Origin of the sequence: Clostridium perfringens ATCC 13124, from assembly GCF_000013285.1 — a bacterium.
GTDB classification, from domain to species: domain Bacteria; phylum Bacillota; class Clostridia; order Clostridiales; family Clostridiaceae; genus Sarcina; species Sarcina perfringens.
The window spans coordinates 2466718-2487600 of the sequence record NC_008261.1; the positions used below are offsets into that span (position 1 = coordinate 2466718).

Sequence of the window (20883 nt, forward strand, 5' to 3'; positions counted from 1 at the left end):
GATAATTAGCCCTCTATAGCTTTGTAATACACTACTCTTCACTAATATACACTATTTACTTTTTATTAACATTTAACTTCTATGTTTTCCATTCAAATATCTCACATATGAATAAAGCAATATTAGTTCTTGCATTTTTTTATTATTCATATTAAAATTAGATATAAAGTGTGACGCAAAAAAATAAAAAACTTATCAACAGGAGGAGGAATTTATGGAAATACTTAATAACTTAGTAGTTAGTTTTAATGATTTTCTTTGGGGCTACATATTAATTATTTTATTAATAGGTGCAGGCCTTCTATTTTCTTTTAAAACTAAATTTGTTCAATTTAGATATATAAAAGAAATGTTCCGTTTATTAGGAGACGGTATAGGAAAGTCAAATAAAGAAAAAGGCGGAGTTTCTTCATTTCAGGCATTTTGTATAAGTACAGCTTCAAGAGTTGGTACTGGTAATATAGCGGGTGTTGCCATAGCCGTAGCTGTTGGTGGACCTGGGGCTGTTTTTTGGATGTGGCTTATAGCCTTAATAGGTTCTGCGTCTAGTTTCGTAGAAAGTACATTAGCTCAAATATATAAAACTAAGGATAAAGATTCTTTTAGAGGTGGTCCTGCCTATTACATGGAAAAAGGACTTGGAAAGAGATGGTTAGGAATTATATTCTCAATTCTTATTACAATCTGTTTTGGATTCGTATTTAATGCAGTTCAAGCTAACACAGTAAGTGTTGCATTCAATAGTGCTTTCGGACTTTCAAGAGGAGCAATTGGTATAATATTAGCAATAGTAACTGCTTTAGTTATCTTCGGTGGTATTCACAGAGTTGCTAAGGTTTCAGAAATAATAGTTCCAATTTTAGCGGTTCTTTATATTCTTATTGCTATTATAGTTTTAATTTTAAATATTACTGAAATTCCATCAGTTTTCAAACTTATATTTGAATCAGCCTTTGGAATAAAACAATTAACTGCCGGTGGACTTGGTGCCGCTGTTATGCAGGGTATTAAAAGAGGTTTATTCTCAAATGAAGCTGGTATGGGTAGTGCGCCAAATGCAGCTGCTACAGCAGATGTTACTCACCCAGTAAAACAAGGTTTAATTCAAACTTTAGGAGTATTTACTGATACATTATTAATTTGTTCTTGTACAGCATTTATAATACTTCTTTCAGGTCAATACGCTGATAGTTCACTAACAGGTATAGAATTAACTCAAAAAGCTCTTGTATCTCAAATAGGACCTTTCGGAGCTTATTTCATAGCAATTTGTATATTATTATTTGCTTTTAGTTCTATTGTAGGTAACTTCTATTACGGTCAAACAAACATAGAGTTTATACACACTAATAAGGTATTATTAAATATATACAGAATACTTGTTATAGGCATGGTATTATTTGGTTCAATAGCAAAAGTAGATTTAGTTTGGAATTTAGCGGATCTTTTCATGGGATTAATGGCTATACTAAATATAATAACTATATTATTCCTTGGTAAATATTCTTTCCTTGCACTTAAGGACTATACAGCTCAAAAGAAAGCAGGAATTAAAGAGCCAGTATTTAAAGCATCTTCTATTCCTGGATTAGAAAATGTAGAAGAATGGCAATAATAAAAAAAGCTTTGAGATTTTTTTCTCAAAGCTTTTTTATATTAATCTTTCAAATATAACTTTTTTCTCCACACTTAAATCCTTAGGATTTATTGTTATTTTAAAAATCGGAGGACAACCTTCCTCTCTCCATTTCTTCATATAAGCTGGTGTAGCTTTATAATTATAATAATAAACTTCTTCATATTCATCTGAAAATTCTAAAACTTCAAGTCTACTATCCTCACTTAAACTTATTAATTCTTTATGAACATTATTTATTATTGGCCAAAAATATTTCATTGGTATATTATATTTAAACTCATTGTTTACTACTCTACTCTCAAACAATGCTCTTTTTAATATCCTGTTATCTTTATGACACTCATCTATATTTGCTCTAAATATAACTTTTCCTCTTTTGTCTTCATCTAATTTTATGTTTATCATATAATAAACAACTCCTATTCATAACACTATAAAATATAGCATCAAATCTATAAATCAAATCTATTTAATACAGATTCTCCAAACAACTTTTTAATTATGTATTTTATTCCTTCTATTTCACAGGATTTTTTCTTAACCATTATAAGTCTTCCATTATCAATAATATCTTCATCAGAATAAGATGTTAAGGCGATTTCTTCCTTTATAAATTCAACCCACTCCTTAGAATAATACGCTTTTAAACCTCTTAAAAATTTATTTTTTATAAATGGAATTATACTATTTCCTAGAACGCAGACAGTTTCACATCCGTTTATATTGTTTAAGAGTTTTTCAAATTCCTCATTTTCATAGAACTTATTACTCTTACTTCCTGGAACAATTATAACATCTAGATCTACTTCCTCTATAGATTTTACATTTTCAAACTTTATATCATACATTCCATCTTTTATTATATTATTTTTTGTACCTACTAATTCCACTGAAATTATTTCTTTATCTAATGATTTATTTATATCATGAAAAATTTCTAAGAAAGATATTACTGTGCTTACTACCATCTTATCATAAATAAATATTCCAAACTTTCTCTCTTTTAAGTCTTTGATTTGACTATTAAAATCATCCTTAGATAATCTATATGAATAACCATCTTTATTTTTATACATAATCTTGAAACCAATTTTTTCAAGTCTTTCTCTGTTCTCATCTAACGAAACCGTATCTAGCATATATAAGCCACCAAATTCATTGAAAAAGCATTCTAAGATAAGATGTACCGCTTCACTTCCGTAGCCCTTTCCCCTATGTGAATTTTCTATCCTAACATTTAACCTAGCAGTTTTAGTTATAGAGTCATATCCATGAAAGCTTGCTTCCCCCACTGGATTATCATTATAATCAAAAACCAAGCAATACAGATTTCTTCCATCTGTAGGACTCACCATCTTTTTATAAAAACTATCCCACTTATACCTTGGAAAAGATATTGTTTTGCCTACATCGGTCATACTCTCCATATCTCCCCATAGCTTTTCAGTATACCCTAGTTCTTCTAAATATGGTGTTCTTATATAAACTTTTCTTCCCTCTCTCCTATAACAGTTTCTTTTTTGTATCACATTACCACACCAATCATTTATTAATTCAAGAGTATTTTATCATAAATTACCACAAACTGTGAAATTTTTTATACATTATTTATTAATTGTTATTTTATTGTTTAGTTATACTAAATTTAATAATAGATTAGCCTAAACTCCATAACATTTTTTTCCTTCTAAAGTTGCTAAATCACTATTTTAAGGCAACATTTAAATATTAATATATTTTTTTAATTTTTTGTTGATTTTTATTTTAAAAGTATTTATAATTATTTGTGTTTGTTTAGTAATTTTAAACTTAAAGTTTAGTAAAACTTATAGTAATGAAATTGAGGTGTAAAACTTGGAAATAGGAGATAAAATTAGACGTCTCAGAGTGGCCAAACAGTTGACTCAAGAAGAATTAGCAAATAGATGTGAATTATCTAAGGGATTTATTTCTCAGCTTGAGAATGACCTTACTTCTCCATCTATAGCTACATTAATAGATATATTAGATATATTAGGAACTAATTTAACGGAATTCTTTAGTGAAGATACTAATGAAAAGATAGCCTTCTCTAAGGATGATATGTTTGAAACTGAAAATGAAGAATTAAAATATAACCTTATGTGGTTAGTTCCAAATGCTCAAAAGAATGATATGGAACCTATAATGATAACGCTTGAACCTGGAGGACAATATATTGAAGAAGAGCCTCATGAGGGTGAGGAATTTGGGTATGTCCTATCTGGAGCAATATATCTTCATCTAGGAGACAAAAAAGTAAAAGTAAGAAAAGGCGAGAGTTTCTACTTTAAGCCCAAGGCTAATCATTATATTTCTAATGCAGGAAAAATTTCTGCAAAGGTTATATGGATAAGTACTCCACCATCATTTTAGTATAAACATTTAGAAAGCAGAGGTGTTAGATTTGAAAGATAATAATATTATTGAATTAAAAGGAATAACTAAATCATATGGAAAAGATACAATTTTAGATAATCTTTCCCTAAATATAAAAAAGAATGAATTCCTAACTCTTTTAGGACCTAGTGGATGTGGTAAAACAACCACTTTAAAAATTATAGCTGGCTTTGAAACGGCAGATAGTGGCCAGGTGGTCTTTGAAAATAATATTATTAACGATATACCACCTTACGAAAGACAATTAAATACTGTATTCCAAAAATATGCTCTATTCCCTCATATGAATGTATATGAAAATATAGCTTTTGGATTAAAACTAAAAAAAATGCCTAAAGATGTTATAGATCAAAAAGTTAAGGAAATGCTTAAGTTAGTTGCCCTTGAAGGATATGAAAACAGAGATATTGAAGCCCTTAGTGGTGGTCAACAACAAAGGGTTGCCATAGCTAGAGCTTTAGTAAATGAACCAAAGGTACTTTTATTAGATGAGCCTTTAGGTGCATTAGATATGAAACTTAGAAAAGGAATGCAAATAGAGCTTAAGAGAATTCAACAAAAATTAGGAATTACATTTATATTTGTAACTCATGATCAAGAAGAAGCTTTAACAATGTCAGATACAATAGTTGTTATGAATAAAGGTGAAATTCAACAAATGGGAAGCCCAGAAGATATATATAATGAACCTGCTAACTCATTTGTAGCAAAATTCATCGGTGAAAGTAATATAGTTGATGGAACTATGTTAGATGACTTTAAGGTTGAATTTGCTGGAAGAATATTTAACTGTGTTGATAAAGGTTTTGAAAAGAACGAAGCTATTGAAGTTGTAATAAGACCTGAAGATTTTGAAATGGTTAAATATGAAGAAGGTATGTTAAAAGGAACTGTTACTTCAGTTATATTTAAAGGTGTTCACTATGAAATAGAAGTAAAGGATGAAAACCACACTTGGATATTACACAATACAAAACATGCTGAAATAGGATCTAAAATAGGATTATCTCTTGATCCAGAAAGCATACACATAATGAAAAAAGAGAGTGATGTTTAAAGATGAAAAATAGAAATAAAAATTTATCATTTGCAGCTTATCCATACGTTGTATGGAGTGCTATATTCATAGTTATCCCTTTACTTTTAATAGTTTTCTTTAGTTTTACAAGTAAAGTTGACGGAAGATTTGTTTTCTCTTTTGAAAACTTCCAAAGATTATTTGAGCCAATATATTTTACTGTTTTTATACGTTCTATATGGCTTGCTGTTTTATCAACAGTTTCATGTTTAATTTTAGGTTATCCAATAGCTTATATAATTTCTAAATTACCTATAAAAAGAAGAAATATGTTAATACTTTTATTCATATTACCAATGTGGATGAACTTCTTACTTAGAACATATGCGTGGATGGCTATACTTGGTAGAGATGGACTTATTAATACTCTTTTAGGTTATATAGGAATAGGTCCAATTAAAATGCTATATACTGACGGAGCAATCTTACTTGGAATGGTATATAACTTCTTACCATTTATGGTTATACCAATATATACTGTACTTATAAAAATTGATAAAAACTTAGTTAATGCAGCTTATGACTTAGGTGCAAATAAAGCTCAAGCTTTTAGAAAAATTATTTTACCACTTAGTATTCCTGGAATAATCTCTGGAATAACTATGGTATTTATGCCAGCTGTTTCAAACTTCGTAATCCCAAGCCTTCTAGGTGGTGGAAAATACATGTTAGTTGGTAACCTTATAGAACAACAATTTACTACTATTGGTAACTGGAACTTTGGTTCTGCTTTATCAATCTTTATGATGATATTAATATTAATTTCAATGGCCTTTATGTCTAAATATGAAAAGAACGGAAAAGAAGGAGGTAAACAGCTATGGTAAAAAAGTTAGGTGATTTTATTTCTAAATTTTATTTAGCCTTAGTATTTATATTTTTATATGCACCAATAGTAACACTTATGGTATTTTCATTTAACAAAACAAAATCTATGGCTGTTTGGGGTGGCTTTACTTTTGATTGGTATAGCTCCCTACTTGAAAATGATAGAATAATAGCAGCTCTTTATTATACAGTTTTAATAGCAGTAATAGCCTCTGTTGTTGCTACGGTTATAGGGACTATAAGTGCTATAGGAATTAATAATATGAAAAAAGGTCCTAGAACCTTATTATTAAACGTAAACTATTTACCTGTATTAAATCCTGATATAGTTACAGGTATTTCATTAATGACTTTATTCGCTATTGGTGGAGTTTTATTTAATTTAAAACCTGGTTTTTGGACTATGCTTTTAGCTCACATAACATTTGATATTCCTTATGTTATATTATCTGTTTTACCTAAGCTAAGACAATTACCTCCAAATCTAACTGATGCGGCCTTAGATTTAGGAGCAAAACCATCTTACGCTTTAAGAAAGGTAGTAATTCCTCAAATAATACCTGGTATAGCTGCAGGATTCTTAATAGCATTTACAATGTCAATAGATGACTTTGTTATAAGTTTCTTCACTACAGGTCCTGGTGTTTCTAACCTTTCTATAGAAATTTATTCTATGGCTAGAAGAGGTATTTCTCCAGAAATAAATGCTCTTTCAACATTAATGTTTATAGTTGTCTTAGCATTACTTCTTATTGCTAATAGAAAACAATCTTTAGTAAAGGGGGAACGTTAATATGAAATTAAAAAAATTTTTAGCATTAACTTGTTCAACACTTCTTTTATCATCTCTTTTTCTTGGTTGTGGACCAAAAAAGGATGAGGAAGCTACTCAAGATAAAAACAATAACGTTCTTTATGTTTATAACTGGGGAGATTACATAGATCCAGAACTACTTACTAAATTTAAAGAAGAAACTGGAATAGATGTTAAATACGATGTTTATGATACTAATGAAATAATGTATCAAAAACTTAATAGTGGTAATGTATCTTATGATATAGTAATTCCTTCTGATTACATGATAGAAAAAATGAAAGAAGAAGATATGTTAGCTAAGATAGATTATTCTAATATTCCTAATTATAAATATATAGGAGAACAATTTAAAAATTTAGCTTATGATCCAACTAATGAATACTCAGTACCATATATGTGGGGAACAGTTGGAATAATATATAATACAAAGAGAGTTAGTGATCCTGTAGATAGTTGGAATATCCTTTGGAATCCTAAATATAAGGATCAAGTTATAATGCCAGATAGTGTTAGAGATGCTATGGCTGTTGCAGAAAAAAAATTAGGATATTCATTAAATACAGAAAACCTAGACCAAATAGAAGCTGCTAAAAAGGAGCTTATGACTCAAAAGAAAGATGGATTAATCTTAGCTTACATGGTTGACCAAGTTAAAGATGCCATGGTTGGTGGAGAGGCTTCCCTTGCTGTTGCTTGGTCTGGAGATGCTGTAACAATGATAGAGAGAAATCCTGATTTAGCTTATGCTATTCCTAAGGAAGGATCAAATAAATGGTTTGATGCCATAGCAATTCCTAAAAATGCAAAGCATAAAGAAAATGCTGAGAAGTTTATAAACTTCCTTTGCGATCCTGAAAATGCTGAGCAAAATGTAGAATATATAGGATACTCTACTCCAAACACAGCTGCATATGACCTTTTACCTGAGGATATAAGAGATGATAAAGTTGCATACCCAGATGAAGAGTCATTAAAAAATTGTGAGGTATTTATAGATTTACCTTCTAAAATACTTAGAAAATATGATGAAGCTTGGTTAGAAATCAAGTGTGTTTATTAAAAAAGGTCTTTATCAAAATATAACAAATAAAACTTACAAACAGTATGAAGAGAATATCTAGATGAGCTTTAGAATTTAAATTATTACTGAGAAGATATTACGTTAAGAAGCTGAAACTGTTCGAAGCGAAGCAAGTTTTGAAGCTTTAGTAATATCTTCGGAGTAATAATTATAAATTCTTAGCGAAATCTAGTAATTCTCGGAATATGTTTGTAAGTTTTATAAAAAGTTATTTTGATAGAGACCTTTTTATATTATCCACAAATTTCTTCATAAAATACTTTTGGGAACCATAGCTTAATTTCTTTCTCAGCACTTTCTATTGAATCTGATGCATGAACTGAGTTTTCTGTTCCACTTAAGGCAAACCTTCTTCTTATTGTTCCAAACTCAGCCTTTTCTGGATTTGTTGCCCCATTTAGAGATCTTATTTTATTTATAGCATCTTCTCCTTCAAGAATTAAAGCTACAAGAGGACTTCTTGTTATATATTTTATTAGAGAATTAAAAAATTGCTTATCTCTATGTTCTTCATAATGTTTTTCAGCAAATTCCTTATTTATTTGCTTCATTTCCATAGCCTTTATCTTTAATCCTGCTCCCTCATAAACCTCTAATATCTTACCTATTAAATTTCTTTCAACGGCATCAGGTTTTATTAAAACAAGACTTTTTTCTAACCTCATTGAAATTCCTCCTCAATATTATTTCCCTCTAAGATATATTATACATATAATTTCCTATTTATGTAAACATTCACAAGAAAATTACTAAATATTTAATTGTTAAATTATTATTTCCACCTTAGTTAGAGAAATAAGTGCCTTTTATATAGTATTGTAATTATAATAAATATAGGAGGTGTTTACTGTGATTAGAAAAGAATTTCTAGTAAGTGGTAGAGTCCAAGGAGTAGGTTTCAGATTCTTTTGTAAGTATCAGGCAAGCTTATTATCTTTAACTGGTTATGCTGAAAATTTAGATGATGGTCAAGTACTTATAGAGGTGCAAGGTGATGAATCATCAATAAGAAAATTTAAAACTAAAATTTTAAATGGTAATGGTTTTTCAAGAGTTATTTCTATAGATGAGAAGGATTTAACTGTTGATACCCGCGAAAAAAGATTTTCTACATACTAATTATAGGTAAAGGAAATGGGGCTATTATCAAACTTAAAATTTATAAATATATAATAAATGTTATTCACTAATTATTATAATATAGTTTATAAATTTTGTTTTTAAATTTTTAAGAGCCCCTACTCCTTTTTATAGCTTTTTATAAATCACAGCTATCTTGTTCATATCCATATCTTGAGCTTCCATTGCTATTAAACTCTTCATTTTCTTTGTATGAAATAAATGTACCATCATCAGGTTCATGATCTTTATGTTTTTTATTATTATAATTCTTATTATTTTTATTATCTTTCATATTTATCACCCACCTTTAATTTTATTATTTCAAGGCAGGCTTATTTATATACTCTATTTTTAAGTTGATTATATATTATAGTTTTATAAATTTTTTACTTAAATTATAAGTTTTTATATGAACAAAATCTTTACTTCTACCTATTGACTTAAAAATTTTTACTTATATTATAAGTTCTCCCACATATCTTGTATGCTACTATAATCATCTAATACTTCATCAATTAAATCTAAAGCATCTTCATTGTTCCAAGATTCATATTTTTTTCTTTTTACTACTTTAATTATGTTTTCTTCTTTTCCTTCTTTAATTAAAATAGAATCTTCACATGACTCTTTATACTTTTCTAAATCCTTTTTAATTGTATTACAAACTTCAATAGTCTTAATTCTATTGTTGTCTTCATCTCTAAAATCTATAAGTATTTTGTCTAAGTTAATTAACCCATTTAAAAAGTCAAAGTGCCAATTAAATCCATAGTTTAACCATAGATCATAGGTATTTTCCTCTCTTTCGTCAAACCTAATCATAATTAAAAGCAAGTCTAATTTTTTATTGCTTATAATGCTGCTTTTTAAGGCAACTAAGACATTATCACCTATATCCTTTAAAGCTTCTAAATAATCTTTAACAAAAATTATAGGTACTACTTTATCATTTACTTCTACTATTAGTGGAATTAATGTTCCAACTTCACTTTCTTTTAAAATATCATCTACAGTTAAAGCTGCCATATTATCACATCCTAAATATTAATTAATTGCTTCAAATACCTTATATTATATAAGATATGTATTGTAAATACCACAATTAAAGCTTTACATCTCTTTCTTTATTATTATTGTTATTATGCCCTATAGATGTTATAATAAAAAAAGTTTAATGAGACTTTGAAATTAGGAGAGATGAAAATTGATTAAATTTAAGAAAAAGCTTTTAAGTTCAATATTGATTGCTTTATCAGTATCACTTTTTACGCCAACAAAAGCTACTGTTCAGGCTGCCGAAATTTCCCAGCCTAATATAGTTGGAAAGTATGCTGTCACTTTAGATTATGACACTGGTGAAATTATTTATGCAAAGGGAATAGATGAAAAAGCATATCCTGCTAGTACAACAAAGGTAATGACAAGTCTTTTATTTGCTGAACATGCTTCAAAGAATGATTCTTTTCCATATACAGCAGATGCAAAAGCTCAACAACCTTATACATTAAACAATAGCTTTGGACCAATACCTGTTGGCGAAGGAATGAATGCTAATGATTTAATGAAAGCTTTACTTATGTTTTCAGCTAATGATGCTGCCGCTGTAATTGCAGACGGGTTGGCTGGAAGTGCTGAAAAATTTAGTGTAATGATGAATGACGAAGTAAAAAAATTAGGATTAAAAAATACTCACTTTGTTACTCCAAATGGCTTACATAATGATGATCACTATTCAACAGCTTACGATTTAGCTGTCATTTTACAAAATGCTTATAAAAATCCTTGGGTAAGCGAAACTATGGCACTTAAGGATAGCGACATAACTGTAAACGGAAAAAAAGTACTTTTAGAAAATAGAAATAAAGAACTTGGTATCGACGGAAATATTGGTGGAAAGACTGGATTTACAACTCCTGCTGGAAGATGTTTAGTATCAGTATACGAAAGAAATGGTAGAAAAATAATAGGTGCTGTTTTAAATTCTCAATATGATGCTAAGGATGAAATTGTATTTAATGATATGAATAAAATTATTGATTACAGTTACTCTGTAGATAAAGTTCCATACATAAAGGCTGGTACAACAATAGATACTATTCCAGTTGAATATAAACTTTTTAGATGGTTTGGACCAACTAAGAAAATAGATGTTCCTTTTGTTGCAACTGAAAACATAGATTATTATAAAAATTATGTAAATGAAAAAGAAACATCAAAATCAATAAACTTAAATGATATGAACGCTTGGCAATTAGCTTCTAATCCTGAATCAGCTGCTGTTACTGTTACTCAAAGAGCTTACGTTAAGGATTATCCAGTAAAAGCTGATATAGGTACTTTTACTCTTATAAAAGCTAATTTCTTAAGTTATTTAGGAATAATTGTTCTAGCAATAGTTGTAATTGTATTAATATTACTTATTATAAGAGCAATAAATTTAAGAAAACGTAGAAGACGTAGAAGAAATATATTTTAATAAAAAAAAGATTTAGTCTTAGACTAAATCTTTTTTTATTATAAACCTATTAAATTAAGAATTTAATTTTTCAACAAGATCTAAAATTTCTAAAGGTTTATCTACATAAAATTCTGGCTCACTCTCTCCTAATTTTTCAAGAGGCAATGCTGTGTATTTAACTCCACAGGTCTTAGCCCCAGCATTTTTACCTGCTAAAATATCGTAAGGTGAATCACCTACCATAAGAGCTTCACTAGGAGATACTCCTAAATTTTCACAAGCCTTTAAAACTGGCTCCCCATCTGGCTTATGCTTTGTAGTAATTTCAGGAGTTATAAAAGTATCAAAATACTTAAATATACCCATTAGTTTAGCACCACGCTCTGCCATATCACTTTTCTTTGAAGTTACAACTCCAATTTTAATTCCTTTACTCTTTAATGTTTTTAGCATTAAATCGACTCCAGCAAACTCTTTACATTCATCATCATGTAATTCTAAGTTTATTTTTCTATAACAATTAATCATTTCTTCTATTCTATTTTCATCATAGGATTTAAAAATTTCCTGCAATGGTCTACCATAGTTCATAGTAATCTCTTCTTCACTTGGCTCTAAATCTAACATAGTTTTAAATGTATGTTTAAATGATTTTAGTATTAAATCATTAGTATTTATCAATGTTCCATCTAGGTCAAACAATACTGCTTTTATCATAAATTTCTCCTTTATTATTTTAAAAATTAGCTTTAAAATATATATTTTTTTAATAATTATATCATAAATTTAAAAAAATTTTAAAAAACCCCTTCACAAATTAAGATTTTTAGTATATATTAATTATTAAATAAATAAGTTGTACAAAGCATTGATGGGAAAAAGTAATCTTTGGAAAGAGTTTTAGCGATTGAGGGATGGTGAAAGCCTCATACTATACCTTTGATGAAGAACATCCTTGAGCTTCTAACCGAACTTCAAAATTTATTTTGGACAGTAGACTTAGACGGGTTTCTTTCCGTTAAAAGAAGGACAGTGTTAAGATGCACTGTTATTAAGTGAGTGCTTTTGTACTAACATAGGTGGTACCGCGGAGATGATTATACAGCCTTCGTCCTATTAAAAATATAGGATGATGGCTTTTTTTATTGTCTTTTAAACTATATTTTTAAATTTTATTATTTTAACTATACGTATAAATCAAAACATTTAAAGAAATTTTAATAACCTGTTTGGGGCCAAACAAATTTATAAAAAAATATATGTAGCAAAAAATATATCTACATTTAAAATTAAGGAGTTGTTTAAAATGGAAAAATTATTTATACCAAAGGGCTATAAACCTTTATTATCACTTAGAGAAACAGAAGTTGCTATTAAAGAACTTAAAGACTTTTTCGAAGATTCTTTAGCTAAAAACTTAAACTTAACAAGAGTTTCTGCTCCACTTTTCGTAAATAAAGGTTCAGGATTAAATGATGATCTAAATGGAATTGAAAGACCTGTAAGTTTTGATATGAAAGCTATGCCAGAGTTTAACATTCAAATAGTTCATTCTCTAGCTAAATGGAAAAGACTAGCTCTTCATAGATATGAATTTGAACATGGTGAAGGTCTTTATACTGATATGAACGCTATAAGAAGAGATGAAGATTTAGATAACATTCACTCTATTTATGTTGACCAATGGGATTGGGAAAAAATAATAGATAAAGAAGAAAGAAACTTAGAAACTTTAAAAGAAACTGTAAGATCAATATATGGTACTTTTAAAGCAACAGAAGATTTTATAGTAGCAAAATACCCTCACATAGAAAAAATTCTTCCTGAAGATATAACATTTATAACATCACAGGAATTAGAAGATCGTTATCCAGATCTTACTTCTAAAGAGAGAGAAACTGCTATATGTAAAGAATTTGGCGCTGTATTCATAATAGGAATTGGTGGAAAATTAGCTTCTGGTGAAAAACATGATGATAGAAGTCCAGACTATGATGATTGGACATTAAATGGAGATTTATTATTCTACTACCCTCTATTTGATGAGGCTGTAGAACTTTCATCAATGGGAATAAGAGTTGATGAGGAAAGCCTTTTAAAACAATTAAAAATAGCAGAATGTGAGGAAAGAAAAGAACTACCATTCCATCAAATGCTTCTTGAAGGAAAATTACCATATACTATAGGTGGTGGAATTGGTCAATCTAGAATATGTATGTTCTTCCTTAGAAAAGCTCACATTGGAGAAGTTCAAGCATCTATGTGGGATGAAGATATGATAAGAACTTGTGAAGAAAACAACATACATTTATTATAAAAGTTATATTAAAATTTTGATTTTTATTTAATTTAACTTTAACTTTAAAAAATTCAATATTATCCCTCTTATAAATATAGTATAATTTCTTTAATAAACTAATATTTAAAAGGGGGATAATTATTATGAAAAGGTCTATTTTAAATACATTATTGAATGTCCTTGCAATAATTTTTATAGTTTTCTTAATGATTAAGGTAAGTGTGCCTATGGGGAGCATACTACTTCTATCATTTATAATATTTAAATTAACTATAAACAAGCATTTAATTTATATGTTTAAGGGTGCTAAAAAACTTAGGGCTAATAATTTAGAAGAAGCTTTATCTCTTTATAGAAAGGCTGCTCTATGTAATAGTTCTAATGTAAAAGCTATAAAAACTTATGTTTTCTTAGAACTTAAAATAGGATCTTATACTGAAGCTTTAGAAACTTTAAAAAGCATAGTATCTAAAAGAAAATTTTTACCTGAAGATGCAAATCAACTTGATTTACTTCAAGCAATACTTTATTGGAAATTAAATGATATAAAAACTTCTCTTCAAATCTTAGATGATTTAAAAGCTAATAATTTTAACTCTCTAGATTTTTATGAAGTTTATGGATATGTTTTGATTCAAGATGAAGATTTTGAAAAAGCAATTTCAATAAGTAATGAAGGATTAAAAGTTGATGAATTAAGCCAAATAATAAGAGCTAATTTAGGAGAGATTTTCTATAAAATTGGGGATATAAAAAAAGCTTGCTTTTATTTTGATGAATTAATAGATGAATGTGTAAATTTTTCAGAACCCTACTATTTTATGGGAATTATATCAAAAGAAAAAGAAGATTTTTATAAAGCCAAAGAATTTTTAAATAAAGCACTTAAGTATGATGAGTCTATTCTAAGCAACCTATCAAAAAATGATATAGAAAACGCTTTAATAAGTATAAATCATTAATTATTATGATATTTGATTATAGCTTTAATTTTAAATTCATTCTATAATGTATAAGGAACTTAAAAAATAGTTCCTTATATTTTTTTAATAAAAAAAGGAAGTGATTATCTAGTGAAGCTTTTAAGAGAAATGCTTATTGTAGTGTTTATATACTTCTTAGGCGAATTTATTTCTAAAAGTTTTATACATAGTGTACCTGGAAATATTATTGGAATGTTAATATTATTAGTTTTACTATGTACTAAAGTTGTTAAAGTAGAATCTATTGACTGTGTTGCTCAATTCTTCTTAGATCATTTAGCCTTCTTCTTCGTTCCTGCAGGGGTTGGACTTATGACATCTGTTGGATTATTAGAAGGAAATGTTCTTAAATTATTATTTATTTGTATAGCCTCAACTTTTGTTGTAATAGGAGTTACAGGTTTAGTTGTTCAAGCTTTAATAAGAAGAAAAGAAAAAAAACTACTAGGAGATGAAGTTAATGAATAACCTTATTAATAACCCTTTATTCGGAATTTTATTAACTCTTTTTGCATTTGAAATTGGTATGACCATATACAAAAAGACTAAAATTCCACTACTAAACCCTTTATTAATAGCAATTGCTCTTGTAATTGCAGTTTTAGTTTCATGCCATATAAGTTTTGAAACTTATAATATTGGTGGTAGTTTTATAAATGCATTTTTAGGACCTGCAACTGTAATTTTAGCAGTACCTTTATATAAACAGTTACAACTTTTAAAAAATCATTTTGTACCAATAATGACAGGAATAATAGTTGGAAGTTTTGCTTCTATGTGCTGTGTTATAATAATGGGATATTTCTTAGGAGTAAATCATGAACTTATTGCTTCTTTAGTTCCTAAATCAGTTACTACACCAATAGGGGTTGAAGTAGCTAGCGGACTTGGTGGAATACCTTCAATCACAGTTATAGCAGTAATAATAACTGGTATCACAGGTGCAATCATAGCTCCTATGGTATGTAAATTACTTAAGATTGATCATGAAGTTGCTATGGGAGTTTCTATGGGAACAGCTGCCCATGCCGTTGGAACTACTAAAGCTTTAGAAATTGGTGAAACTCATGGTGCTATGAGTTCATTATCTATAGGTGTTGCTGGATTAATAACAGTTTTCCTTGCTCCACCAATATATATGCTATCTGCATTAATATTAAAATTTGTCTAAACAGTGATAAAATTTCACTGTTTTTTTCTTTTTATGACTATATTTTCTTAATTATAGAAATACTAAAAATATAAATCTATAATTAAGGAGAATTAAAATGAAAATATATAAAAAAATTCTAGGCTTTTTTGCCTTAGCAGTTCTATTAAATCCAAATACTCTAACCTTAGATGCAAGCACTTTTTCTAAAGAAGATCAAATTCAAAACAAAGAAATTTTATATGATATTACAGCCTTCACCACAGAAAAAAACACTCTTAACTTAATAATAAATCAATTGTTTAAAGAAGATGATACTCTATTTATAGATGCTTATTTTTTAAATACAACTGAAAACACTACTTTTGAAAACTTAGAAAATTTTAATATCTCAGTTTGTGATACCAATAATAAAGAGGTACTAAATAAAACTTTTAAAAGTGTTGTTATCCCTAAGGGACTTCCTCCACAACATGGAAGAAGAATTTTATTTCCCATAGAAAATGAATTTTTTAACCTACAAGAAAAAGATTTATCAAAACTATCTTACAAATTCATCTTTGATTATAATTAAAATTTTAAACCTTTCTCTTAACCAAACAAAAAGAGTTATATCAAAAGTTAATAATAGTATGTATGAAAATAATTTTTTACAAAACTTACAAACAGCATAAATAGAATACCTTAGGAAAATCTAGTAATTCTCTGAATGTGTTTGTAAGTTTTATTATTATATTTTGCTACATAACATTTTTATTTCTTTTAATACAACTCATATATATTTTATTAAATAAATTCCATTCTCCATGTGAAATAACCTTTTTCTTCATCTTTTTCATATATGAAGTATGCTGCAAAGGTATTTCCCTTTTTACTTTTTAAATTTCTAAATCCAACTTTTCCATTAGCTAATAGAAGTTTTACCATCTGAGGTGTTACTTGTTTTCCAAAGGAAGCTATATACTTATCATTTTTCCATATGGTATATTTACATCCATTTTTCCAGTTAACACATCCAAATCCTCTTTCTCCCTCTATAACAGGATTTCCACAGTTAGGACATTTTCCTAAAACCTCTACCCCTTCTGGAGCCTCTACTTTAAAGTGTTTTGCCATGGAATCATCATTTTTTATAGCCTTAACTCCCTCTATAGTAAAGTTTTTTATAAGATTTAAGAAATCTTCTTTTTTTACCTTCCCTCTTTCTATATCAGAAAGAGTTTTTTCTAGTCTTCCTGTGTATTCTAAATCTAAAAGTTCCTTAACAGGGAATATTTCAACTATGGTTCTACCAAGCTCTGTACAAGTTAAACTTTTTCCCTTTGTGGTAATATATCCTACATCCTTAAGCTTTTTAATTGTTTCAGCTCTAGTAGCAGGTGTTCCTATACTAAATCCACTTAATATTGAGGCCATCATTTCTTCACTATCTTCCTCTGCATCCTCTTTAAAACTCTTACCACAAGTCTCCATTACCCTAAGTAAAGTCTTCTCAGTATGCTTTTTAGGTGGTTTTTTAGTAACCTTATTTATTTTACTATCTACTAAGTCTACTACTTCTTTTTCATTTACCATTGGAAGAATTGTATCTTTACTATCTATTTTTTCAACAACTCTCCATCCTTCTACAAGCTGAACTTTTCCTTTTGAAATAAATACGCCCTTAACCTCTTTATCATTTACCTTAGAAGTTATTTTTGTTTCCTCAAATTCAGCTACGGGCATAAATTGCATAAGAAATCTATTTTTAACTGCTGTGTAAACTATTCTTTCATCTTGTGTTAAATTATTAGGTTTCATGTAAGTTGGAACTATGGCACTATGGCTCTCAACCTTTGAATTATCAAAAACCCTTTTATTTTGAACAAACTTTATTTGCTCCTCATAAGGCAAGCCTACCTTAAGCTTTTCTAAAACATTTCTAGTTCTATCAACTAAGCTCTCCTCTAGAGCCATACTTCCTGTTCTAGGATAAGTTATAAACTTCTTTTCATATAAAGATTGAGCTACTTTTAAAACCTTATCTGAAGTCCATCCTTTGTATTTACTTGTTATGTATCCTTGAAGATTAGAAAGATTAAATAAAAATGGTGGATATTCTTTTTTTCTTTCTGTTTGCTTTTCAATTATTTCAGCATTTTTATCCTTTATCTTTTCTTTAATCTCATCTAAAACCTTTTTATCTTCAAACTTCTCTGAATTATTTTCATAATAAGTTCCTTCAAACTCCTCATTTTTTGAAGTCTTAAAAGTACCATTAAGTTTGTAATATGCACTTGATTTAAAGTTCTCTATTTCTTTATCTCTGTCATAAATTATTTTTAAAGTAGGTAGAAGAACTCTCCCTATATTTAAAATCTGTCCATCATTTAGCTTATATTTTATTGTTGTCACAGAAGTTAAGTTTATACCTATTATCCAGTCTGCCCACTGTCTTCCTATACCAGCATCTTGAAGAGATTGCATTTCCTCATTAGGTTTTAACTTTTCCATTCCTTTTTTAACTTCATCTGGTGTCCATTCATTTAATAAAAGTCTATATACTGGTTTCTTTTCACTAAAATATAGGAAAATTTCATCTGCAATTACTTGTCCTTCTCTATCAAAGTCAGTAGCAGAAATTATTCCATCTACATCTTCTCTATCTATAAGACCTTTTATTATCTTTATTTGCTTTTCCGCACCCTTATCAATGATGTTTCTATTTAAAGAATCTTGTTTTATTTTATATCTAAAAACTTCTGGGATAAAAGGAAATTTTTCCATTCTCCATCCCTTCATGTTCTCATCATAATCCTTTGCATCAAATAACTGCAATAAGTGTCCGAAAGCCCATGTTATAAGATATTCTTCGCCTTCAAAGTATCCATCTTTTCTCTTTTTTATATTAAAAGCATCTGCAATATTTCTAGCAACAGATGGTTTTTCTGCAATTATTACCTTTTTCAAAGTATCACTCCTAATTATAATCCTTTTGTTATATTATCTCCTCTTCTATATCTTTGACAGATTTAAAAATTTATTTCACTTATTAAAATAATAAGGGCTGTCTCAAAACTTAGCATTTAATTATAAGTTTTACTAAGTTATATTGATACAGCTCCATTAATTTATCTAAAATATATTAAAAATCAAATTCAAACATTATTTATTATAATATAAAATTGCTTTTATTCCTAGTCTTTATAAACTACCTCTCCATTTATAATTGTATAAATAGTTTTTGTAGCTATTTCAAAAGGACTTCCATTTAAAATTACTAAATCTCCATCCTTTCCTTCCTTTAAGCTTCCAACCCTTTCATCAATACCTATTATTTCAGCTGGATTTATTGTTATTGCTTCTAAGGCCTCATTAAAAGTAATTCCTTCTTTCATAGCCATAGCTGCACAAAGTGGAAGATTGTCTATTGTTACCACTGGATGGTCTGTAGTTATTGCTACTTTAATTCCTTTATCTATTAAGGCCTTTGGAGTCTTAAAGGTCTTATTTAAAGTCTCAGCCTTTCCATTAAAACTTAAAGTTGGCCCAACTATAGCATCTAAGTTTTCTCTTTTAATATAATCACTTATTAAATGTCCTTCTGTACAGTGATCTAAAGTTAATTTAAGATTAAATTCCTTAGCTATTCTTATGGCAGTTAAAATATCATCTGCCCTATGGGTATGAGCTTTCATAGGTATTTCTCTATTAATTAAGGGAAGTAAAGCCTCATATTTTAAATTCTTACTAAAATCCCTATCCTCTATTTCAGCATCAATTTTTCTATTTTTATAATTAACAGCCTCTGTTAAAGTTTCTCTTAATAAAGCTGCAATAGCCATTCTTGTATTAGGCATTTTATTCTTTCCAGAATAAACTCTTTTTGGATTTTCTCCAAAGGCAACCTTTATTGCTACAGGTTCCTTTATTATCATGTCATCAATACATATTCCACTTGTTTTTACAGCGGCAAACTGTCCTCCTATTACATTAGCGCTTCCAGGCCCAATTACAGCTGTGGTAACTCCTGCTTCCATTGCAGATTGGAATCCTCCATCAAAGGGATTTATTCCATCTATAGCTCTCATTTGTGGGGTTATAGGCTCACTAGCTTCATTGGTTCCATTTCCTGCCCCATTATTTCCTTCTTCATGTAGTCCTAAATGACAATGTGCTTCAATAAACCCTGGAAATATTAATAGTCCTTTAGCATCAATAACCTCTTCTTCTCCTATGTATTGACTTAAATCTTCCCCAATTCTACTTATCTTTCCATCCTTAATTAGAATATCACCTTTTTCATATATCTTACCTTCTTCACAGGTAAATATTTTCCCATTTTTAATTAACATTTTTTATCCCCCTTTTATTTATGTGATTTAATAAATATTACCTTTAGCTATTCTTTAAATCATACTTTATTTTAAAGAAATTTTTTATTAAATATCTCTATATAATTATAGCACTAAATAAAAAATCCCTCTTATTCTATTAAAATAAGAGAGATTTTTAAATTACATTTCATTTAACATCCATACAAAAAAGTTTAATACTCCAGCAAAGGAAACCCATATGATATAAGGAATCATAAGAATTCCTGCTATTTTATCAAACTTTAAAAATTTAATTGTGGTTATAACTATAAATATTAATAATATGATGAGTTCTATAAATGCTAATCCGTATAACTTAAAGTAAAAGAATATTATGCTCCAAGCAAAATTTAATACAAGTTGTATTATATAAAACCAAAGGGCTGACTTTGTTTTTTCTCCTTGCTTATGCCTTAAAAATATTCTATAGGCTGCTATTGCCATAAGTATATATAAAATAGTCCATACTATGGGAAAAACTATGGCTGGTGGACTAAACCAAGGTTTATTTAAAGTGCCATATACTTGTACACTCTCCTGAGTAAACTTTCCAATAACATATCCTCCACCTAAAGTTATTAACAAACTTATTATTAAATCACCTAAATTAAATTTTCCATTAACCTTGAATATATTCACATAAATCACCTCTCAG

Annotated in this window: 22 protein-coding genes and 1 other annotated feature; of the genes, 13 read left to right on the forward strand and 9 right to left on the reverse strand. The window is 28.5% G+C overall.

Annotated elements, in window-relative coordinates:
* Window positions 1-214: 214 nt before the first annotated feature.
* Window positions 215-1615, forward strand: coding sequence for an alanine/glycine:cation symporter family protein (locus CPF_RS10805; protein ID WP_003451357.1), 1401 nt, complete (start codon window positions 215-217; stop codon window positions 1613-1615).
* 36 nt (window positions 1616-1651) lie between these two features.
* Here CPF_RS10805 and CPF_RS10810 read toward each other — a convergent pair whose 3' ends face one another.
* Entirely contained in the window at window positions 1652-2044 is a 393-nt protein-coding gene (locus CPF_RS10810; protein WP_003470926.1) for a hypothetical protein, read from the reverse strand.
* 47 nt (window positions 2045-2091) lie between these two features.
* Window positions 2092-3168 (reverse strand): GNAT family N-acetyltransferase, encoded by a 1077-nt coding sequence (locus tag CPF_RS10815; protein ID WP_041702716.1) that lies wholly within the window; start codon window positions 3166-3168, stop codon window positions 2092-2094.
* A gap of 325 nt (window positions 3169-3493) precedes the next feature.
* Here CPF_RS10815 and CPF_RS10820 point away from each other — a divergent pair, with 325 nt between their 5' ends.
* Genes CPF_RS10820 through CPF_RS10840 form a run of 5 tightly spaced genes read left to right on the forward strand, consistent with a single transcriptional unit; the run spans window position 3494 to window position 7840 of the window.
* Window positions 3494-4033 carry a helix-turn-helix domain-containing protein gene (locus CPF_RS10820; protein ID WP_003451138.1) on the forward strand — a complete coding sequence of 180 codons (540 nt, stop codon included), beginning with the start codon at window positions 3494-3496 and terminating at the stop codon, window positions 4031-4033.
* A 31-nt stretch (window positions 4034-4064) separates the two neighbouring features.
* Window positions 4065-5114 (forward strand): spermidine/putrescine ABC transporter ATP-binding protein, encoded by a 1050-nt coding sequence (gene potA, locus CPF_RS10825; RefSeq protein ID WP_004457807.1) that lies wholly within the window; start codon window positions 4065-4067, stop codon window positions 5112-5114.
* 2 nt (window positions 5115-5116) lie between these two features.
* Complete coding sequence (locus CPF_RS10830; protein ID WP_003461855.1) at window positions 5117-5962, forward strand: ABC transporter permease; 846 nt, start codon at window positions 5117-5119, stop codon at window positions 5960-5962.
* Entirely contained in the window at window positions 5956-6756 is an 801-nt protein-coding gene (locus tag CPF_RS10835; RefSeq protein WP_003451178.1) for an ABC transporter permease, read from the forward strand. Before CPF_RS10830 ends, CPF_RS10835 begins: the two co-directional genes overlap by 7 nt.
* Window position 6757: 1 nt before the next feature.
* A complete protein-coding gene (locus CPF_RS10840) occupies window positions 6758-7840 on the forward strand; it encodes an ABC transporter substrate-binding protein (RefSeq protein ID WP_003454960.1) in 1083 nt (360 codons plus the stop codon).
* Between the two features lie 254 nt (window positions 7841-8094).
* Here CPF_RS10840 and ndk read toward each other — a convergent pair whose 3' ends face one another.
* Window positions 8095-8526 carry a nucleoside-diphosphate kinase gene (gene ndk, locus CPF_RS10845; protein ID WP_003451216.1) on the reverse strand — a complete coding sequence of 144 codons (432 nt, stop codon included), beginning with the start codon at window positions 8524-8526 and terminating at the stop codon, window positions 8095-8097.
* 184 nt (window positions 8527-8710) lie between these two features.
* Between ndk and CPF_RS10850 the strand changes: the two genes are divergently transcribed.
* A complete protein-coding gene (locus CPF_RS10850; protein WP_003461780.1) occupies window positions 8711-8980 on the forward strand; it encodes an acylphosphatase in 270 nt (89 codons plus the stop codon).
* Window positions 8981-9119: 139 nt separating this feature from the next.
* On the opposite strand, the gene CPF_RS15030 is transcribed toward CPF_RS10850, so the two are convergent.
* Together CPF_RS15030 and CPF_RS10855 are read right to left on the reverse strand one after the other, a co-directional pair.
* Window positions 9120-9275, reverse strand: coding sequence for a hypothetical protein (locus CPF_RS15030; RefSeq protein WP_003455191.1), 156 nt, complete (start codon window positions 9273-9275; stop codon window positions 9120-9122).
* Window positions 9276-9442: 167 nt separating this feature from the next.
* Window positions 9443-10009, reverse strand: coding sequence for a hypothetical protein (locus tag CPF_RS10855; RefSeq protein WP_003454815.1), 567 nt, complete (start codon window positions 10007-10009; stop codon window positions 9443-9445).
* Window positions 10010-10187: 178 nt separating this feature from the next.
* Between CPF_RS10855 and CPF_RS10860 the strand changes: the two genes are divergently transcribed.
* Window positions 10188-11459, forward strand: a complete 1272-nt coding sequence (locus CPF_RS10860) for a D-alanyl-D-alanine carboxypeptidase family protein (RefSeq protein ID WP_011591014.1) — start codon at window positions 10188-10190, stop codon at window positions 11457-11459.
* Between the two features lie 54 nt (window positions 11460-11513).
* Here the strand turns inward: CPF_RS10860 and ppaX are convergent, their stop codons facing one another.
* Window positions 11514-12158 carry a pyrophosphatase PpaX gene (gene ppaX / locus CPF_RS10865; RefSeq protein ID WP_011591015.1) on the reverse strand — a complete coding sequence of 215 codons (645 nt, stop codon included), beginning with the start codon at window positions 12156-12158 and terminating at the stop codon, window positions 11514-11516.
* 142 nt (window positions 12159-12300) lie between these two features.
* Window positions 12301-12560 (forward strand) — a binding site (T-box leader).
* Window positions 12561-12747: 187 nt separating this feature from the next.
* On the opposite strand from ppaX, the gene asnA reads away from it, so the two are divergent.
* From asnA to CPF_RS10890, 5 genes are all read left to right on the forward strand, one after another.
* Window positions 12748-13758, forward strand: coding sequence for an aspartate--ammonia ligase (gene asnA, locus CPF_RS10870; RefSeq protein WP_003461748.1), 1011 nt, complete (start codon window positions 12748-12750; stop codon window positions 13756-13758).
* Window positions 13759-13883: 125 nt separating this feature from the next.
* On the forward strand, window positions 13884-14702 hold the full coding sequence (locus CPF_RS10875; RefSeq protein WP_003461934.1) for a tetratricopeptide repeat protein: 819 nt from the start codon (window positions 13884-13886) through the stop codon (window positions 14700-14702).
* Between the two features lie 111 nt (window positions 14703-14813).
* Window positions 14814-15191, forward strand: coding sequence for a CidA/LrgA family protein (locus CPF_RS10880; RefSeq protein WP_003451739.1), 378 nt, complete (start codon window positions 14814-14816; stop codon window positions 15189-15191).
* The gene (locus CPF_RS10885; RefSeq protein ID WP_003451174.1) at window positions 15184-15894 is read left to right on the forward strand and encodes an LrgB family protein; all 711 of its coding nucleotides are present in this window, start codon (window positions 15184-15186) and stop codon (window positions 15892-15894) included. The genes CPF_RS10880 and CPF_RS10885 overlap by 8 nt, the downstream gene beginning before the upstream one ends.
* 97 nt (window positions 15895-15991) lie before the next feature.
* Window positions 15992-16447, forward strand: coding sequence for a hypothetical protein (locus tag CPF_RS10890; RefSeq protein WP_003455150.1), 456 nt, complete (start codon window positions 15992-15994; stop codon window positions 16445-16447).
* Window positions 16448-16659: 212 nt separating this feature from the next.
* Here CPF_RS10890 and CPF_RS10895 read toward each other — a convergent pair whose 3' ends face one another.
* The 3 genes from CPF_RS10895 to CPF_RS10905 form a co-directional block, all read right to left on the reverse strand.
* Window positions 16660-18822: a type IA DNA topoisomerase gene (locus tag CPF_RS10895; RefSeq protein ID WP_011591016.1), complete on the reverse strand. Its 2163-nt coding sequence runs from the start codon at window positions 18820-18822 to the stop codon at window positions 16660-16662.
* 227 nt (window positions 18823-19049) lie between these two features.
* Complete coding sequence (locus CPF_RS10900) at window positions 19050-20207, reverse strand: amidohydrolase (protein ID WP_011591017.1); 1158 nt, start codon at window positions 20205-20207, stop codon at window positions 19050-19052.
* Between the two features lie 162 nt (window positions 20208-20369).
* Window positions 20370-20867, reverse strand: coding sequence for a TspO/MBR family protein (locus tag CPF_RS10905; RefSeq protein ID WP_003454922.1), 498 nt, complete (start codon window positions 20865-20867; stop codon window positions 20370-20372).
* Window positions 20868-20883 lie beyond the last annotated feature (16 nt).

Coding starts and splice junctions, on each gene's coding strand:
- CPF_RS10805 (WP_003451357.1), top strand. CDS start 215: ATGGAAATACTTAATAACTTAGTAGTTAGTTTTAATGATTTTCTTTGG.
- CPF_RS10810 (WP_003470926.1), bottom strand. CDS start 2,044: ATGATAAACATAAAATTAGATGAAGACAAAAGAGGAAAAGTTATATTT.
- CPF_RS10830 (WP_003461855.1), top strand. CDS start 5,117: ATGAAAAATAGAAATAAAAATTTATCATTTGCAGCTTATCCATACGTT.
- CPF_RS10835 (WP_003451178.1), top strand. CDS start 5,956: ATGGTAAAAAAGTTAGGTGATTTTATTTCTAAATTTTATTTAGCCTTA.
- CPF_RS10840 (WP_003454960.1), top strand. CDS start 6,758: ATGAAATTAAAAAAATTTTTAGCATTAACTTGTTCAACACTTCTTTTA.
- ndk (WP_003451216.1), bottom strand. CDS start 8,526: ATGAGGTTAGAAAAAAGTCTTGTTTTAATAAAACCTGATGCCGTTGAA.
- CPF_RS15030 (WP_003455191.1), bottom strand. CDS start 9,275: ATGAAAGATAATAAAAATAATAAGAATTATAATAATAAAAAACATAAA.
- CPF_RS10855 (WP_003454815.1), bottom strand. CDS start 10,009: ATGGCAGCTTTAACTGTAGATGATATTTTAAAAGAAAGTGAAGTTGGA.
- ppaX (WP_011591015.1), bottom strand. CDS start 12,158: ATGATAAAAGCAGTATTGTTTGACCTAGATGGAACATTGATAAATACT.
- asnA (WP_003461748.1), top strand. CDS start 12,748: ATGGAAAAATTATTTATACCAAAGGGCTATAAACCTTTATTATCACTT.
- CPF_RS10875 (WP_003461934.1), top strand. CDS start 13,884: ATGAAAAGGTCTATTTTAAATACATTATTGAATGTCCTTGCAATAATT.
- CPF_RS10885 (WP_003451174.1), top strand. CDS start 15,184: ATGAATAACCTTATTAATAACCCTTTATTCGGAATTTTATTAACTCTT.
- CPF_RS10890 (WP_003455150.1), top strand. CDS start 15,992: ATGAAAATATATAAAAAAATTCTAGGCTTTTTTGCCTTAGCAGTTCTA.
- CPF_RS10900 (WP_011591017.1), bottom strand. CDS start 20,207: ATGTTAATTAAAAATGGGAAAATATTTACCTGTGAAGAAGGTAAGATA.